Origin of the sequence: Pseudoalteromonas sp. T1lg24, assembly GCF_002964745.1 — a bacterium.
Lineage (GTDB): Bacteria > Pseudomonadota > Gammaproteobacteria > Enterobacterales > Alteromonadaceae > Pseudoalteromonas > Pseudoalteromonas spongiae.
Genome location: NZ_PQCB01000018.1, coordinates 77,573 through 95,319, shown reverse-complemented (window position 1 = coordinate 95,319; position 17,747 = coordinate 77,573). Strand labels below are relative to the sequence as shown.

At 41.2% G+C, this 17,747-nt stretch carries 17 protein-coding genes; 14 read left to right on the top strand and 3 right to left on the bottom strand.

Annotated elements, in window-relative coordinates; translation table 11 throughout:
* Nucleotides 1-13: 13 nt before the first annotated feature.
* The 9 genes from C2M30_RS11360 (at nucleotide 14) to C2M30_RS11320 (ending at nucleotide 11,813) form a co-directional block, all read left to right on the top strand.
* Nucleotides 14-2,356 carry a DNA polymerase II gene (locus C2M30_RS11360; protein WP_105171705.1) on the top strand — a complete coding sequence of 781 codons (2,343 nt, stop codon included), beginning with the start codon at nucleotides 14-16 and terminating at the stop codon, nucleotides 2,354-2,356.
* 315 nt (nucleotides 2,357-2,671) lie between these two features.
* Nucleotides 2,672-5,314: a TonB-dependent receptor plug domain-containing protein gene (locus C2M30_RS11355; protein ID WP_100913697.1), complete on the top strand. Its 2,643-nt coding sequence runs from the start codon at nucleotides 2,672-2,674 to the stop codon at nucleotides 5,312-5,314.
* 64 nt (nucleotides 5,315-5,378) lie between these two features.
* Entirely contained in the window at nucleotides 5,379-6,320 is a 942-nt protein-coding gene (locus tag C2M30_RS11350; RefSeq protein ID WP_158683384.1) for a class I SAM-dependent methyltransferase, read from the top strand.
* Nucleotides 6,321-6,820: 500 nt separating this feature from the next.
* The gene (locus C2M30_RS11345) at nucleotides 6,821-7,591 is read left to right on the top strand and encodes a DUF3450 domain-containing protein (RefSeq protein ID WP_010559750.1); all 771 of its coding nucleotides are present in this window, start codon (nucleotides 6,821-6,823) and stop codon (nucleotides 7,589-7,591) included.
* A gap of 5 nt (nucleotides 7,592-7,596) precedes the next feature.
* Nucleotides 7,597-8,961, top strand: coding sequence for a MotA/TolQ/ExbB proton channel family protein (locus C2M30_RS11340; protein WP_010559751.1), 1,365 nt, complete (start codon nucleotides 7,597-7,599; stop codon nucleotides 8,959-8,961).
* Complete coding sequence (locus tag C2M30_RS11335) at nucleotides 8,961-9,485, top strand: MotA/TolQ/ExbB proton channel family protein (protein ID WP_010559752.1); 525 nt, start codon at nucleotides 8,961-8,963, stop codon at nucleotides 9,483-9,485. Before C2M30_RS11340 ends, C2M30_RS11335 begins: the two co-directional genes overlap by 1 nt.
* Before the next feature lie 14 nt (nucleotides 9,486-9,499).
* Complete coding sequence (locus C2M30_RS11330; protein WP_010559753.1) at nucleotides 9,500-9,904, top strand: ExbD/TolR family protein; 405 nt, start codon at nucleotides 9,500-9,502, stop codon at nucleotides 9,902-9,904.
* Nucleotides 9,904-10,521: an energy transducer TonB gene (locus tag C2M30_RS11325; RefSeq protein ID WP_100913695.1), complete on the top strand. Its 618-nt coding sequence runs from the start codon at nucleotides 9,904-9,906 to the stop codon at nucleotides 10,519-10,521. Before C2M30_RS11330 ends, C2M30_RS11325 begins: the two co-directional genes overlap by 1 nt.
* An 8-nt stretch (nucleotides 10,522-10,529) precedes the next feature.
* Entirely contained in the window at nucleotides 10,530-11,813 is a 1,284-nt protein-coding gene (locus tag C2M30_RS11320) for a tetratricopeptide repeat protein (protein ID WP_105171703.1), read from the top strand.
* 247 nt (nucleotides 11,814-12,060) lie between these two features.
* Here the strand turns inward: C2M30_RS11320 and C2M30_RS11315 are convergent, their stop codons facing one another.
* Complete coding sequence (locus tag C2M30_RS11315) at nucleotides 12,061-12,567, bottom strand: diguanylate cyclase (RefSeq protein WP_105171804.1); 507 nt, start codon at nucleotides 12,565-12,567, stop codon at nucleotides 12,061-12,063.
* Between the two features lie 42 nt (nucleotides 12,568-12,609).
* Between C2M30_RS11315 and C2M30_RS11310 the strand changes: the two genes are divergently transcribed.
* Complete coding sequence (locus tag C2M30_RS11310) at nucleotides 12,610-13,590, top strand: hypothetical protein (RefSeq protein WP_105171702.1); 981 nt, start codon at nucleotides 12,610-12,612, stop codon at nucleotides 13,588-13,590.
* Nucleotides 13,591-13,593: 3 nt separating this feature from the next.
* Here the strand turns inward: C2M30_RS11310 and C2M30_RS11305 are convergent, their stop codons facing one another.
* Nucleotides 13,594-13,923: a TraR/DksA family transcriptional regulator gene (locus C2M30_RS11305; protein ID WP_010559758.1), complete on the bottom strand. Its 330-nt coding sequence runs from the start codon at nucleotides 13,921-13,923 to the stop codon at nucleotides 13,594-13,596.
* An 82-nt stretch (nucleotides 13,924-14,005) separates the two neighbouring features.
* A complete protein-coding gene (locus tag C2M30_RS11300; RefSeq protein ID WP_105171701.1) occupies nucleotides 14,006-14,971 on the bottom strand; it encodes a tRNA-dihydrouridine synthase in 966 nt (321 codons plus the stop codon).
* A gap of 224 nt (nucleotides 14,972-15,195) precedes the next feature.
* Here C2M30_RS11300 and C2M30_RS11295 point away from each other — a divergent pair, with 224 nt between their 5' ends.
* From C2M30_RS11295 to C2M30_RS21965, 4 genes are all read left to right on the top strand, one after another.
* A complete protein-coding gene (locus C2M30_RS11295; protein WP_100913691.1) occupies nucleotides 15,196-15,735 on the top strand; it encodes an HvfA family oxazolone/thioamide-modified RiPP metallophore in 540 nt (179 codons plus the stop codon).
* Between the two features lie 74 nt (nucleotides 15,736-15,809).
* Entirely contained in the window at nucleotides 15,810-16,661 is an 852-nt protein-coding gene (locus tag C2M30_RS11290; RefSeq protein WP_010559761.1) for an HvfB family MNIO-type RiPP peptide maturase, read from the top strand.
* Nucleotides 16,661-17,395: an HvfC family RiPP maturation protein gene (locus C2M30_RS11285; RefSeq protein WP_105171700.1), complete on the top strand. Its 735-nt coding sequence runs from the start codon at nucleotides 16,661-16,663 to the stop codon at nucleotides 17,393-17,395. The genes C2M30_RS11290 and C2M30_RS11285 overlap by 1 nt, the downstream gene beginning before the upstream one ends.
* Nucleotides 17,396-17,462: 67 nt before the next feature.
* Nucleotides 17,463-17,591, top strand: a complete 129-nt coding sequence (locus C2M30_RS21965) for a hypothetical protein (protein ID WP_021033034.1) — start codon at nucleotides 17,463-17,465, stop codon at nucleotides 17,589-17,591.
* Nucleotides 17,592-17,747: the final 156 nt, after the last annotated feature.

Sequence of the window (17,747 nt, the reverse complement as noted above, 5' to 3'; positions counted from 1 at the left end):
AATAATAGTTGTAATGGTAATTGAGCGTACTTTTTCTGGGTTAATTTTAACCAAACAACAGTTTGACCGCGACGGTAAGCTGACCTTAGTGTTTTGGTTAAAGTCTAAAGAAGGCTCTGTACGTGTTGAAGTTACAGGTGAGCAGGCGGTGGTATTTTGTTTATCAGAAGATGCAAAATGGTATGCCGATGCGCTTAAGCGAGAGGGGATTGCTTTTGAGCAAAAGTCTCTGTCGCTTAAACATTTTAATCAAAGTAACGTTAGCGGCTTTTATTTCACTAGCTTGAAAGCTTTTTTTGCTGCAAAAGAAACAGCAAATGAAGCCGGTGTGATCCTTTACGAACAGGATATTCGCCACGCTGAGCGCTATTTAATGGAGCGTTTTATTCAAGGGCAAGCATGGGCAAAAGGGCAATATAAGTTTAGCCAGGGTGTGCATTGTTTGTATCAAGCAAAACTTGCTAAAAGTGAACAAGCGAGTTTAGCCGCGCACGAATTGACTTGTGTCTCACTCGATATAGAGTGCAGTGGGTTAGGGGTGCTATATTCGATAGGCTTTTATAATGCGAATTACCAAAAAGTGGTAATGATAGGGCAAGGTGAAAGTCACGAGTGGTTGGAGTGGGTTGCTGATGAAACCGCCTTACTCAAGCGCTTCATTGCCATCACACAAGAATTAGACCCAGATGTATTTATAGGTTGGAATGTTATTGATTTTGACTTTTCGATGTTAGCTAAGCGAGCAGAAGCACTGGGTGTAACGTTGTCGCTTGGGCGGTTTGCAAGTCAGCTTCGAGTGACGCAATCAAAAATCAATAAACTTAACTTACCCGGGCGTATGGTGCTTGATGGCATCGATATGCTGAAAAACGCAAGCTATCATTTTTCTAGCTTTCGTTTAGGGCAAGTAAGCTACGAATTACTCGGTGAAGAAAAGCTGATCCAAGGTGGCGATACGCTTGCAGAAATCGAACGCCAGTTTAAACACGAAAAACTAGCGTTAGCCAAATACAATCTGCAAGACTGTAAGCTGGTGTGGGATATTTTTCAGAATAAATCGCTAATCGATTTTGCCATTGCAAGGTCCAAACTCACAGGGCTTGATTTAAACCGCTTAGGCGGTTCCGTCGCGGCGTTTACTAATTTATATTTGCCGCATTTACATCGTGCTGGGTATATCGCCCCTAATTTAGGTGATTCACCAGTACAATTTGAAAGCCCCGGTGGTTATGTAATGGACTCACTTCCTGGGCTTTATCAGAATGTTTTGGTACTCGATTATAAAAGTCTTTATCCATCAATCATTCGCACTTTTAAGATTGATCCTATGGGGTTAGTTGAAGGGTTAATGGAAGATGATGCGATCGAGGGATTTAACGGTGCTCAGTTTTCACGCACCAAACATTTTATTCCTTCGCTTATCAGTCAGCTATGGCAAGCAAGAGAAGCTGCAAAAAAAGCCAAAGATGAAACTATGTCTTATGCCATAAAAATTATTATGAATAGTTTTTATGGCGTATTAGGTTCGACCGGATGCCGGTTTTATGACCCGCGCTTGTCAAGTTCGATTACCATGCGTGGTCATGAAATTATGAAAAAAACCAAGCAGTTAATAGAACAAGCTGGTTATCAAGTGATCTATGGTGATACAGATTCAACCTTTGTCTCGATAGACGGAGAAGCCTGTAAAGCAACATGTAACGACATAGGTAAGCAATTAGTTAACAAAATAAATAGCTATTGGCAGGCTGAATTGAGCGAAAAAGGTTTAGACAGCGCACTAGAAATTGAGTTTGAAACTCATTATCAGCCGTTCTTTATGCCGACATTGCGCGGTGAAACAACCGGGTCGAAGAAGCGTTATGCCGGTATTAACCAAGATGGAGAGCTAATATTTAAAGGTCTTGAAGCGGCGCGTGGCGATTGGACTCGTTTAGCGAAAGAGTTTCAGACCGAGTTGTACCAACGACTATTTAGCAATCAAGCTGTAGATGAATACATCACACAACAGGTTAGTGCCCTTAAATCAGGCGCTTTTGATGACAAACTTGTATATCGCAAGCGCTTGGGGCAAGAGCTTGAAATGTATCGCCGTAATATCCCACCTCATGTTAGAGCAGTATTAGATTACCAGCTAAAACACCCCGATTTTTTCATCAAGCGAGGCGACTGGGTGAATTATCTTGTAACACTTGACGGCCCCGTTTACTTAGCTGAAGGTGATGTGTCAGAAGTAAATCGAATCGATTATCAACATTACTTAGATAAGCAACTAAAGCCAATTGTAGAGGCGCTTGAAAAGGCGTTAATGTTAAATTTTGAGCAGTTAGTTAATGAGCAACAAAGCCTTTTCTAAAAAGTTCAAAAAAAATGTAATTTTTTGATTACAATTAAAGTTTACGAGGCTCCTGTATTTTTTTTGTTTTAAATCAGTTTCTTATGCTTTTTTTGTACCTAAAAGCGGTGTATTTCTAAGTGTGTATAAATGTGATCTAACTGAAACATCTAAGTCTTAAATGTTAAAACTTTATAAACACATGTTGACCGGTGTTTGCCCTTATGATTATTATTGCCCTCGGATAAATGAGTTCCGACTCAAAAAAATCAATCAACAATTTGTTAGATTGTGAATAAAAGTAAATCCACAAATGTGGTCCAGGGAGAAATCTAAATGTTAAATAATAAACTAGCGAAGGCGGTTCGTTTAGCGATCGCTTTCGGTGGTGCTAGCACTGCTGTGTTTGCAGCAAACGCTAATGCCGCTGAAGAACAAGCAGCTGAAGCTGTTGAACGTATCGAAGTAACAGGTTCTCGTATCAAGCGTACTGATATGGAAGCATCTGTACCTGTAACGGTAATTGACCGTGCAGCGATTGACTTTTCAGGTCAAACTTCTGTTTCTGATTTAATCCGTAACACAAGCTTCAACTCAGCTGGTTCTTTCCGTCCTCAGTCTGGTAGTTCAGCGCAAGGTGTTTCTCAAGTAAACCTTAGAGGTTTAGGTGCTTCTCGTTCACTAATTCTAGTAGACGGTCGTCGTTTACCTAAGTCACCTTCTACAGGTAACTCTCAAGATTTGAACTCAATCCCAATGGCGGCGGTTGAGCGTATCGAAATTCTTTCTGACGGTGCATCTGCTGTATATGGTTCTGATGCAATTGCGGGTGTAATTAACATTATTACTCGTAAAGATTTCAACGGTGCAGAGCTTCGTATTGGTGCATCTGACGTAAGCCTACCTGAAGAAGGCGGTGACCGTGAAGAAGGTTCAGCAGTATTTGGTGCTTCAAGCGACAATGCATCTGTAATCGGTGGTGTTTCTTGGAACAGCCGTGACATCATTTTCGAACATGATTATTACTGGGTTGAACCTGGTCTATCAAGCTTCGGCGTTAACGTTAAAAAAGAAGCTGGTTACAAATCTTTAATTTCAGGTTCAGAGTGTAGCAGTTTAGAAAACTTCATCTACACAAGCTCAGGTTTATGTGGTTATAACTTCAACGCAACAAATGCGAATGAAGCATCTACAGCTAACCAATCAGCTTTCTTAAAAGCTGAATATGATATTAATGATGATTGGCGTTTATTCTCGCACACACTTGTATCGAAAACTAAGTCGTTTGGTCGTTATGCACCATCACTTAATAACGCAGGTGATGCGGCATTCCTATCTGACGATAGCCCGAACAACCCAATTAACCCGAACAGCCCATTCTACGATGCTGATTTTGCAAGCTACATTGCTGATGCACGTCTAGATGATATCGCGAATGGCGATGCTCCTCGTTTAGTACAAATTAGACACCGTTTCGCAGCACTTGGTAACCGCGATACTAACGTTGATAACTGGTCAACTGACTTCTTAGTTGGTGTTGATGGTCAAATCGGTGACGTATTTGTTGACTTAGGTGCGCGTAAAAACAAAGCTAAGACATACGAAATCGGCCGTAACTACTTAATGTCTAGTAATGCTCGTCAAGCTCTGGACAACGGTAGCTACATGTTAAATGACCCATTTGGCGCTCGTTACACTACTGACGCTGAAAGAAGTGCATATGATGCACTACTAAGCGGTTTAAAAGTAACGACTTCTCGTATCGGTACATATAACCAAGAAGAACTATTCACTTCTGCATCTTTCGATGTATTTGAGCTTGGTGCTGGTATGGTTCAAGGTGTTGTAGGTGCTGAATACCGTAAAGAAGAATACTCAGACATTTACGACTCACTATCAGAAGCGGGTCAAGTAGGTGGTTCAGCTGGTAACAGTGCTGGCGGTTCACGTGATGTTAAGAGTGCATACTTTGAAGCGTTAGTTCCAATTCTAGAAAACCTAGAGATGTCTGTTGCTGGTCGTTTCGATAAATATTCTGACTACGGTAGTGACTTCTCTCCAAAAGTGTCATTCAAATATGACGTAATGGATGGCCTAGTACTACGTGCATCATACGGTGAAGGTTTCCGTGCACCAACGCTAGATATTACTACTGCTAAACCGTCTCCAGGTAACCCGTCGGTATCAGATGATCCTTCATGTTTAAACCTTGGCTTAGAAGCAGGTTGTGATGTTCAAGTAAGTGCAATCACAGTTGCTAACCCAGAAATTGGTTCTGAGTCTTCAGAACAGATTTCACTTGGTGTAGCTTACCAGCCTACAGAATGGTTAAACTTCTCAGCTGACTACTATGATATCGAAATCTCGAACATGATTCGTTTCTTCGGTGCTAACACGATTCTTCGTCGTGAGCAGACTGGCGACCCAATCCCAGCAGGTCTTGGTGTTGAACGTCTTTCAAATGGCGGTATCGAGCTAATCACTCAGGGTTACGCAAACGAAGGTAACTGGGCTATCAACGGTCTTGACTTGAACTTAAATACTAACTTTGACTTCGGCAAAGCGGGTTCATTCAAGCAAACGTTACAGTGGAGCCACCAGTTCTCAAGTAAAGTTGACGGTGGTCGTAACACACTTAAAGATCCAGGTGAGCCACAAGATCGTGCAGTGTTAAACAACATGTACATCTGGGATGACTTTGATTTCGTTTGGAACATTAACCTAATCGGTAAGCAGTTCGAAGACGTTGAATCAAACGACGCTGGCGGCGTAGACCGTTCAGGTAACATTGCTACTTGGGTAACGCATGACTTACAAGTTACTTACAGCATGTCAACTGGCACTAAGATCTCTCTAGGTATGCAGAATGCTTTCGAGAAAGAGCCACAGCTAAGCCCATTCGGTGGTCGTAACTATAACTTCAACCTATATGACGCTTACGGTCGAATTTCTTACATTAGATTCTCTCAAAGCTTCTAATAAGCGATTCAGTTAAGATAGAAAAGGTGGGCTAATGCTCACCTTTTTTTTTGATGGAGTTAACATGAACCATTGGAATTTATATTGGAATAACGAAAACACACTTAATAGTTTTGCCGAAGGTGACCAAAGTACCGGTTATACTGGAGAGATCGCTAATTTTTGGTCAAATGCTTTCTCGCACCTGAGTGATGACGCATCAATATTGGATGTTGCAACGGGAAATGGGGCCCTTGCGGTTCTTGCTAAAAAGTATAGCCCTTCATTTAGAGTAACAGCGATTGATGCGGCTAATATTAATCCACACGCCATTATTAATAATTCAAACGAAAACTATCAATGGCTGAAAGATATTACATTTAAAGGTAATGTACGTGCGGAGGAATTGCCTTTTGAAGAAAACAGCTTCAATGTTGTTGTTAGCCAATTTGGTTTTGAATATGCAGAGCCCGGTGCGGCGTTAACGCATATTCATCGAGTATTGCAAACGAATGGGGAGTTCGTAGCGCTTATTCATCATAATACGTCATTTATTTCAGCTGATTGTCGCCTTGGTATCGATGTGCTTCAAGATATACTCGTTGAGAGCGAACTGTTTGATCTACTTGAGGCATATTGTGAGGCGAGTGCCACCTTACAGAGTGAAAAAACGTATGAAAATGAACAACATTTTCAAACACTCAACAAATCATTATTAGCACTTTTCAAAAAAATGCAGTTTGAGTGTCAATCTGAACAACAACTAGATTGGTACAATGAGACTTTCAAACGACTTGTACCGCTAATTATGGATTGGCAAACATTATCCTTAGATAAGGTTAAATGCATTAAGAATGATCTAGCTAGTCATAAGTTACGTCTTCAGGATCAAGTTGATGCTTATTGGAGTGAGCAACAAGCTAATGACTTTATTGCGCGATTTCAATCGCAGTGGTTATCAATGGCGCTTGAACAATTAACGTGTAATGAAGGGATATTATGCTGGGTGCTACGGGCAAGAAAATAAACTTAGCGCCTATAGCATAGCCATTTATTCAAGCTAATCACAGAAAGCTTATATAAAGAAGCATGACTTTTATGCTTCTTTATATACTTATGCGTACCCAAACGCATATTTAGTCATTTAAAAACAGAATATCTTTATCAATTCAGCCTAAAAACCTTTCAATAACTTTCTACCTAAGCGTTTTTTTTGAAAAAAAAATTAATTGCGTTAATTGTTAATAATTTTTTACTAAAGCCAATCTGACATGGCTATAAACTCTCTTTCTTGGACGGTATAGCGCGATTAACAAAAGTTTAAATGTAAACAGTTTGTTTATTAAATTGTTGCATTAAAGCATTTGTTTATCTTAGAGCAGTATTTTACTAAGTTTGGCTGTTGACACTCTTCTATGCATTTAGCATTATTGGTGAGTTGGTGCATTTTTTATGTGCACCATTCATGATTGAGTTTTAATCAGTTTAAATTCTAAAAAAGTAACATTACTTAATTGGTTGGGAACTATGTCTGTTAAAATCAGAAAAAGTCTTGTAGCTTCAGCGTTGGTTGGCGCGGTTGCACTTACAAGCAGCAATGTGATGGCAGATCCTTTGAAAGACATTCACAATGTTGAAGGTCAGACTATTAAGGCTGCACAAAAGTCTCAGAACAAAATCGATAACGTATTCGAGCAAACAGTTGAACTGAAAGCGGAGTATGACACTACGATTAACCAAACTGAGATCCTAAAAGTTTATAATGATCACCTAGCACGTTTGGTTGCAGACCAAAATGCTGGTATCGAATCATTAAATAAACAAATCAAAGAAATCGATACAACTAAACGTAACGTTGTGCCTTTGATGTATCGCATGATCGATACGCTTGAGCAATTCATCAAAGCGGACGTTCCTTTTGACACTGAAAAGCGTTTAGACCGTGTTGAAAAGTTACGTGAGTTAATGACTAACTCATCAGTAACGACTTCTGAAAAGTACCGTCAGGTTCTTGAAGCTTACCTTACAGAGAAAGATTACAGCACTGTTGTAACTGCTACTCAAGGTGCTATCAACCTAGATGGTCGTGATATCACTGTAGACTTCGGTCGTGTTGGTCGTATCGCTTACGTAGCTCAGTCTCTAGACCTTAAGAATGCTTGGGTTTGGAACAACTCTACTAAGCAGTGGGACAAGCTAGGTGACGAATACATCAGCCCTATTACTGATCTTATTCGTATGGCGCGTAAGCAAAAAGCTTACGATATTGTTAGCCTTCCAATCTTTGGCGCGGAGTAATCACGATGAAGAAACTATTTAAAGGTTTAGCAGTTGCTACTGTTCTTTCTGTTTCTGCAGGTGCTGCGCTAAATGCACACGCAGATACAGCTGCTCTAGATAAAATCCTTGAGCAAGTTAAGCAAGACCGTATCTCGTCTGGCAAAATTAACAAGCAACGTGAGCAAGAGTTCTTATCAGCTCGTGCTGACAAGCAAGCGTTATTAAAGAAAGCTCAACGTGAACTAGCGGCTGAAGAAGCACGCGGTGATCGTCTTAAGAAGCAATACGCACAAAACGAAGCGACACTAGCGTCTAAAGAAGCAGAACTAGAAACTGCGAAAGGTACGCTTGGTGAAATGTTCGGTGTTGTACGTCGTGCTGCATCTGAAACAATCGGTTCAATCGAAGCGTCACTAGTTTCTGCTGAAAAGCCAGGACGTGAAGAAGTTCTTCGTTCTCTAGCTGCTGCTAAAGAACTACCAACTACTCGCGAACTAGAAGAGCTTTGGATTGGTCTGCAAACTGAAATGACTGAGTCTGCGAAAGTATCATCTTTCGAAACTACAGTTGCTCAGTTAGACGGTTCAGAAGTTAACGCTAAAGTTACGCGTATTGGTAACTTCAACCTTATCTCTGATCAAGGTTACTTAATTTACCACCCAGAAACTAAGCAAATCCAGCCGCTAGGTCGTCAGCCTGATGGTTACGTATTGTCTTCTGCTGAAGCGCTACGTGCTACTCCAGCTGGTTCTTACACTGGTTTCTATACAGATATCACTCGTGGTTCAATTCTACGTCTAAACACGCAGAAAGCGACTCACGAAGAGCGTTTCCACCAAGGTGGTACAGTTGGTTACCTAATCGCAGTACTACTAGTTATTGGTTTCATCATCGCGATTATTCGTCTTGCTGACCTTACACTAACTACTGGTAAGATCCGTTCACAGCTTAAGAATCTTAACACACCAAACGAAAATAACCCGCTTGGTCGTATTCTTAAAGTTTACCAAGACAACAAGTCAGAAGATGTTGAAAACCTTGAGCTTAAGCTTGATGAAGCGATTCTACGTGAAACGCCACGCATCGAAGCTGGTGTTAACATCATCAAGATCTTCGCAGCTATCGCACCTCTAATGGGTCTATTAGGTACTGTTGTAGGTATGATCGAAACATTCCAGCAAATCACGTTATTCGGTACAGGTGATCCGAAGATCATGGCTGGTTCAATCTCAATGGCACTAGTAACTACTGCTCTAGGTCTAATCGCGGCACTACCGCTAATCCTAGTTCACGCTATCGTTGCAAGCCGTTCTAAGTCTGTACTACACATCCTAGATGAGCAAAGCGCTGGTATTATTGCTGCTCACGCGGAGAAGGAGAAAGCCTAATGCTAGTCCTGATGGAGATCTGGGAATCTGTCAGGGATTTTGTGGCTACAGGCGGCCAGGTACTATATGTGGTCGCAATAGCACTCTTTCTTATGTGGGTATTAATGATTGAGCGCTATTGGTTCCTGACCAGCGTGTTTCCTAAAATGAAAAAGGGAATCATCGCTAACTGGGACGCCCGCCAGGACACTACGTCTTGGTATGCACACAGAATCCGTGAAGCATGGATTTCTGAAGCGTCTGAGAAATTAGATGAGCGTATGTTGTTGATCAAAACATTAGTAGCTGTATGTCCACTTATCGGCTTATTAGGTACTGTAACGGGTATGATCGCGGTTTTCGAAACCATGGCTACTCAAGGTACTGGTAACGCACGCTTAATGGCATCAGGTATTTCAATGGCGACGATCCCAACAATGGCTGGAATGGTTGCAGCACTATCAGGTGTATTCTTTAGCACACGTCTAGAAGCGAAAGCGAAGATGGCTAAGAATAAACTTATCGATAGCTTGCCGCATCACTAGAGAGAGATTTGAATATGGCACGTAATAAACGTATTCGTGAAGAAGATGACGCAGCGGTAGATATGACACCGATGCTAGACATCGTTTTCATCATGCTTATCTTCTTTATCGTAACAACGTCATTCGTTAAAGAAGCCGGTATTGAAGTTAACAAACCAAAAGCAGCACAAGCTACCAAGAAGAAAAATGCAAATATCTTTATTGCAATTCGTGGTAACGGTGAAGTTTGGATGGATAAGCGCCAAGTAGATGTAGAACGTGTATCTGCGAACATCGAGCGTCTATTAGCTGAACAACCTACTGAAGTCGTGATTATCCAAGCGGATAAAGAAGCGAAGCACGGTGTGGTTATGAAGGTTATGGACCAGATCAAGGCTACTGGTGACTACCTGAAGATTTCAATCGCTGGAGAAAAGTAATGATTCGTTTTCTGTTTTCACTGATTGCAGGTGGGGCAGTTACTTTCGGCTTATTTTATTTCATGGCGTTCTTGATTTCTGGCGGCGATAAACGCGCCGCCAATGATCAAGAGCAGATTGTAGTCGAAATTATGACGAATCCGCCTGAATCAAAGGTGCAGGAGAGGAAGCGTGTACCGCCTCCGCCTCCGCCGCCACCTAAGCAGCCGCCTAAACCGCAGCCGCCGCAACCTGATAATTCGAGTAATAACAACTCAGGATTACAGTTTAATATGCCATCAATTGATGTTGGTAATACGGCAGGTGGTCTAGATGGCCCAGGCGCATTTGGCCGAGATGGTGATGCTACACCAATCGTTCGAATTGAGCCTAAATATCCGCCACAAGCTGCGCGTGATGGTAAAGAAGGTTGGGTACAACTTCGCTTTACAATCGATGAAGTAGGTGGTGTAACTGATATTGAAGTTATTAACGCTGAACCGAAACGTATTTTCGACCGTGAAGCAAAACGTGCTCTACGTAAATGGAAATACAAGCCTAAGATTGTTGATGGTAAACCACAACGTCAAGCAGGCATTGAAGTTCAACTTGATTTCAAACTTGACCAAGGTAACTAGGGGGTAGTATGAAAACTTTATCTAAAGTAACAGCGCTAGCCTTATTAATTTCGCTTGGTGGTGCAGTTTATTCTGCCCCAACTTTGGCTAAAGCGGATCCTGCTAAGGTTGAAGAACGCAAGAAACGCAAAACCAAAGTAATGGGTGAGCGTACTGGTAAAAAAGTTGTAAAAGCATTTGACCTTTACAACGGCGACCAGGAAAAAGGAATCGAGGGCGATGTAGCTGGTGCATTTCAAATGCTGAAGGAAATTGAACCTTCAGATGAATTTGATAAAGCACAAGTTGACTATTACATGGCGCAAATGGCTTATCAGCTTGAAAAGTTTGACGAAGCAATTCGTCTAGCTAACTCAGCAGCTAAGCCTGATATTCTTAACTTTAAAGACCAAGCGACTGTAATGAAGCTTAAAGCTGACTTACAGCGCCAAGAAAAGCAGTATAAAGATGCACGCGCATCTTACTACGCTTGGATGGACTTTACGGGTGAGGAAGATGCAAAAGTTTACTTAGCTATTGCATCAACTTACTACGAAACTAAAGAGTATAAGAATATTCTAGCTCCAGCTGACCGTGCAATTGAGCTTTCTAAGAAAGAGCCAATCAAAAGTGCATACGACTTAAAAGTTGGTGCTTATGTTGAGCTTAAACAGTTCAATAACGCGGTTAAAACAAGTGAAGAGCAAATTAAGATTTGGCCAACAGAGTACAAACTTTGGACTCGCTTAGCTTCTTTCTACATGACAGTTGAAGACTACAAAAAAGGTCTTGCAGCTGCGAAAGTAGCAGAGCGTAACAATGCGTTAGAAACAGCTAACCATTTTAAATTCCTTGCAAGTTTGTATTCACTTAACGAAATGCCATACCAAGCAGGTGTTACACTTGAGAAAGCGGTAAAAGCAAAGAAAGTTAAGAAAGACAAATCTACGGTTTCGACACTAGGTGCATATTTCCATAATGCTAAGCATTATAACAAAGCAGCGAAGTTCTACATTGAAGCAGCTGATTTCGATAATGACTCTGAGTTATATCGTAAAGCAGGTTCGATGTTCGTAACGAGCGAAGACTATGCACTAGCAGTTAAAAACCTTAGCAAAGCACTTGAGCTTGGCAATAAAAAGAAAGGTCAGATCCACTTAGACCTTGCAGAAGCATACCTTCAGCAAGAAAAGTATAAGCTGGCTTATCAAAATGTTCGTAAAGCGATAGATTATCCGCAAACGAAGAAATTTGCTAAGAGCTGGTCTCAGTATATTAAAGACAAAGCGATCCGTAAGGGCGTTAAAATTTAATAGCTGAACGCGCACAAAAAGCCCCAATTGGGGCTTTTTTAATGCCTAAAATTTATTGTTTATTTACGGCAATTAAATGTTGAATAGCGCAATCGGATTAATTCACAAACTCGCCACATAAAAAAGCACCAGCCGCAGTAGTTTTAGTCGAATATCGACAAAAATATATCACTTGTTCGGCACGCAGCGCTAAATCTACTCGCTACAAAGTAGGGATGGCGCTACTCTCAAAATGCCGTTTCAAATGCTAGTGAATGGTATATGTTTCTAGCTGATACGCATTAACACCGTTTTGCTCTGCATAATGAAGAGCGGTAATTGTTTTTTCAAAAATAACACCAGGTTCAATAGTAAGCTCTGGCTTAACGTTCACAGCACCAATGCTTAAGTTGCAGTGCAATAAGCCCAGCTTCTCTTGCTCTAACAACGCGTTTTGAATGCGGGAAACAATCACTTTTGTACCTTCGGTATCGAGTCCAAATAACCCCATTGCAAAGCAATGCTCGTTAAAGCGACACGTAATATCGGTGCTGCGTAGCGTTTGCTCGGTTAGAATATTACCTGCTTGAATTAGTTTTGCTTTTTCAGTCTCAGAAGTGGTTCTGATATGTGGGTTAAATAATAGAATAGACAAACTATCGTTATCACGTATTAACCTATGCCATTCGCGGTTAAAAATTTCCATAAAGTATGCTTGGTTGTATAATCCAGTTTCCGTATCGCGAAATGAGGCGTTTTGAAAAGAAAAAATCATAAGCGCTCTCCAGATTACCATCTCTTTTAAGGTTAGATTAAATTGATTAAATTTACGCAATTATTACTACCAATTTGTTTCGCTTTTTTATTATTTGGCTGCGATGACGCATCAAACAGCCACTCAGAGGCCGAATTAGTGACGTCTTTAAAGCAGCTTAATAATTTGCTTTACCCGTCACAGAGCGAACCTAACGACGTTTTGTGGCCTATGAGCGACCGGTATTTAACGCAAAGAGATAGTCTATTTAAACAATTATTGCGAGCATCCGAAAAACCTAACCCAGAAGCCCAGTTGCTGGCGATAGAGCAGCGCTTTACAGAACGTTTCTTTCCTTGGCCGTACAATGCCAATCCGGTATTAAATTACTTACAGAGCGTGTCTCATGTTGAAGATGCCGAAGTCGCAGACTTTATTGCCTTTAGTCAGCAAAAAATGAGCAATGCCTATCAAGACAAAGTTCGTCTCAGTCGCTTTGAGCTAAACGCGCTGTTACGCCAACTAGCTAACGCGGAACAACAGCTAGAACCATTCCCAGCAGCAAAAGCCGTATTAGCTGAATTTGAGAGTTATTTAAAAGATTACTCACCACGTAGAAGCCCAGGCATTGGGGCCTTACCTAATGGTAAAGACTGGTATCAAGCACGTTTAAACTACTTTACCAATGCGGCTCAAAAACCTGCGGATGTGTTAACTCGTCTGTTAATAATTAAGCAAAGTGTAAACAGCGAACCACAATTTATGATTTGTTTTATAAGCGCAAAATGCGCTAATAACTCAGGTTTAGACTGGCGTACAAAATACAGTGATCGCCGCGCGGAATTTGCAGCCGTGCCGTTTGGTAAAGAACAAGCGGTAATTGCAGAAGTTGATTTCGGTATTCATGCGCAGGCATGGAGTAGTGAGCATGCACTTACAGTGCTAACCACGCAGTTAGAGATTGATGAAGAACGCGCTAATCGTGTATTAGCAAAAATATTACAAGAACCAGCGCTTGCGATGATAAATATCCCATTAGGCTAATGCCTAATGGGAACATGCTTTACAGCGTTGTGTTGCTGGGTCGTTATCGAGTAACTCTAACTCAATAGGTTCTTCACAGTCTGCACAATAGCCATATTGGCCAATTTCAAATTGCGCAATTGCCGCCTCCAACTGAATTAAACGACTCAGTTTAGGTTCATGATTTAATAGAAAGTGCTGTTCTAGAAAGTCTGGCCAATCGCTATAGTTAATAGCATGTAAGTCATTAACAATTGCGGGCTGAACTTGTCCATAATGTTCAATTACCTCTTTGCGTAACGCTTCCAATTCTACTTCAAGCCTACGTTTGAATAACTCAAGTGACACGGTCATTCTCATTCCCCTTTTTATTCCTAGCACCTAAGGGTGCAATATTGAATTATAGGGACTTGATAAACGCGCGATATGATATGAATCAACAAGTAGTAACTTTGTTACTCGCCTGTAAAATTTTATCGAGCACTTCTTGACTCGATTTAAGGCGTTTTATTTCTTCAAAAAAGAGGTTTGCTTCGGTGTATTGCAGTTTTAAATAGCCAAGCCACTGTTTTGTACGACTGGCGAAGTAACGTTCACTGTTACCGCCATCACAATGCATTGATGAGTCAATTATATGGTGTAATATTTGCTGCCACGTTAATGCAGTGTATTGTTCATCATTGCGCTTGCTGACAATTTCAGCTGCCAGATCGGGCTTTGCTAACGCACCACGACCTAGCATCACATCATCACAGCCACTGCGTTGTTGGCACAATCTATAATGGTTAAAATTCCACACCTCACCGTTGGCAACCACATTGATATCAGAGGTGACTTTGAGTGGTTTTATTTTTTCCCAATACGCAGGAGGGCGGTAGCCGTCACGTTTTGTTCTTGCATGAATAGCGATACTTGAGGCGCCGGCACTATTAACTGCATCAAAAATTTCTTGGCTTTGAGAGCAGTCATCAAAACCAAGGCGAACCTTAGCTGATACCTCATCATCCACAGGCACCGCATCTCGCACAGCTTTTACAATCTGATAAATTTGCTCTGGTTCTTTGAGTAGTACTGCACCGCCTTTACTTTTATTGACGGTTTTTGCAGGACAGCCAAAATTCAAATCAACACCGTGAGAACCAAGTTCAACTGCACGCTGTGCATTTTCTGCAAGCACATTTGCGTGTTGTCCCAGTAATTGAATGCGCACAGGGGTGCCAGATTGGGTTTTTCCCCGATTGTTTAACTCAGGGCAGTATCTATGAAATACACGAGCAGGTAATAATGCATCAACAACACGGATAAATTCAGTAATACACAGGTCAAATCCACCAATATCGGTGAGTAATTGTCGCATATGGAAGTCAACAACACCTTCCATCGGTGCCAAAATCAGTTTCATTGTAACCCGTGTAATAGCTATCTCGGCGGCGATTTTAACGAGCTTATGAGCGAAACACTATTATTTTTTTTATTACAAGGCTAAACTGATATTGCTCAATGGGTTAGCTGTACCATAATGAGATTTACAAAACGAATTGATCAAAAAATTTTAATTTATTTGAAAGAATATTTTTAAAAGCTAGGTCATTTTAAACAATCAAGTAAACGTAAAACGAGACAACTATGAAAACACTTAATAAAAATTCAGTAGCTTTAACAGTAGGTGCAGCGGTAATTGGTGCATCAAGCCTAGTTTCTACAGCGGCAAACGCTAACCCTTTCCAAGTTACAGCAATGCAATCTGGCTATATGCTTGACGCTGGCGAAGGCAAATGTGGAGAAGGTAAATGCGGCGGCGACAAAAAAGCTGAAAAAGAAGGCAAGTGTGGCGAAGGTAAATGCGGCGGCGATAAAAAAGCAAAAAAAGAAGGTAAGTGCGGCGAAGGCAAATGCGGCGGCGACCACAAAGCTAAAAAAGAAGGCAAGTGTGGCGAGGGTAAATGCGGCGGCGACAAAAAAGCTAAAAAAGAAGGCAAGTGTGGCGAAGGTAAATGCGGTGGCGACCACAAAGCTAAAAAAGAAGGCAAGTGCGGCGAAGGTAAATGCGGCGGCGACAAAAAAGCTAAAAAAGAAGGTAAGTGCGGCGAAGGTAAATGTGGCGGCGACAAAAAAGCTAAAAAAGAAGGCAAGTGTGGCGAAGGCAAGTGCGGCGGCCACAAGTAATTAGTTAACCCTATTTCAGGCTAACTAGTCAAAAGGCCAGCTTAGCTGGCCTTTTAGTTAATTAAAGAATAAATATGTTTGGAGGGGCGGTGAATAAACACAATTTTGGAATGGTAGGGCTTGGTCTACGACGTGAAATGCTTGATCCATTAATCGAAGACTACCCAAAACAAATCGATTTTTTAGAAGTCGCGCCTGAAAATTGGTTGATCTTAGGTGGCGCATTAGGCAAAAAGTTTAAGCAATTAACCGAACAACATAATTTTGTGTGCCACGGATTATCCCTTTCAATCGGTTCACCTGAACCACTTGATATTGATTTTGTTAAAGATCTTAAAGTCTTCTTTAAACAACATAATATTAAAGCCTACAGCGAACATTTAAGTTATTGCTCGGGCACAGGGCATATGTATGATCTGATGCCAATCCCATTTAGTGAAGAGGCAGCCCGTTATGTCGCAGAGCGCATTCGCACGGTGCAAGATATTCTTGAAATGCCTATCGCGATGGAAAACGTATCGTATTACGCAGCGCCCGGACAGCAAATGTCTGAGTTAGACTTCACTAACTTGGTTTTAGAAGAGGCCAACTGCGAGTTATTACTCGATGTAAATAATATTTATGTTAACGCCGTTAATCATGGTTACAGTGCCAGCGAATTTTTAAAAGGGCTTCCTACCAAACGCATTAGCTACGGCCATATCGCCGGGCATTATAATGAAGCGGATGATTTAATTGTTGATACCCATGGCGCAGATGTAATAGATCCTGTTTGGCAATTGTTACGCGAGGCATATCAAATTCATGGCGTATTCCCAACCTTGCTTGAACGAGATTTTAATATTCCAGCGATGCCGGAATTATTAGGTGAAGTTGATACTATTGCCGCAATTCAGGCAGAGAATATTAAGCGAGAAACAGCTTAATGAGTTTTCAAGCTACCCAAAATGCCTTTATGCAGCATATTCGCGATCCTGAAAATCACCAGTTCCCCGATATTGAAGATCGTCGCTTAGCAATTTACCGAGAGCTTTTCTTTAACAATGTTGAAGGCTTTGTCAGTTCTGCGTTTCCGGTACTTCAGTCGCTTTATAGCGAACAAGATTGGCTGGTATTAGTACGTAAGTTTTTTAGCCAACATGATTGTAAATCACCTTACTTTTTGCAAATTTCTGAAGAGTTTTTGGCGTTTGTATCAAATGAATATACGCGTACAGCGGCCGACCCAGAATACATGCTGGAACTTGCGCACTACGAGTGGGTTGAATTAGCACTTTCAATCGCCGATCAAGATCCAAATGAAAGGGCTGTTTCCGATATCCAAACGCAACCACTTTATTTTTCATCGCTTGCGTGGCGTGTAAGTTATGCTTACCCCGTGCAATTCGCATCAAGCGAGAATTCCGAGCTATCAACACTTGAAGAAGGTAATCATTTGGTTATTTATCGCGACGGTGATGATGATATTCAGTTTGTTGCCATTAATGCGATAACCGCGCACTTAGTACAATTAATTGAGTCAACGCCAGGCATTAAATTTAGTGCAGTACGCGACACAATGCAGCAACTGTTCCCCCAGTTTGATCCAGCTACGCTAGAAACAGGTTTAATCACTACACTTAACGATTTAGCGCAAAAAGCAGTATTGGTCACAAAATAACACTTTTGATCTAGATCAACTTCTACTATTATATGCGGCGATTTTTCGTGCTTAAGATGTAGAGGTAATGATGGCGCACAAAGGTGATTTTAAAGACCCGTTCAATGCAAAATACTTTATTGGTTTCCTAGTTGTATTTGCAGGCATTGGTTGTTTAAATGCAATTCTAGGTTGGGCGACGCTACTAAGCGCTTAATACCATACCTTCCACATATTTTGTGATTTTAGGCCGATTTATCGGCCTTTGTTGTTTCTGCAATACCCTGTTGTGCAATAGATAATCGAAAGGGCTCGATTAATTATGCGAAGCGGAGGTTTTTTGTTTCAAACTTTGTATAATGACCTGTAATTA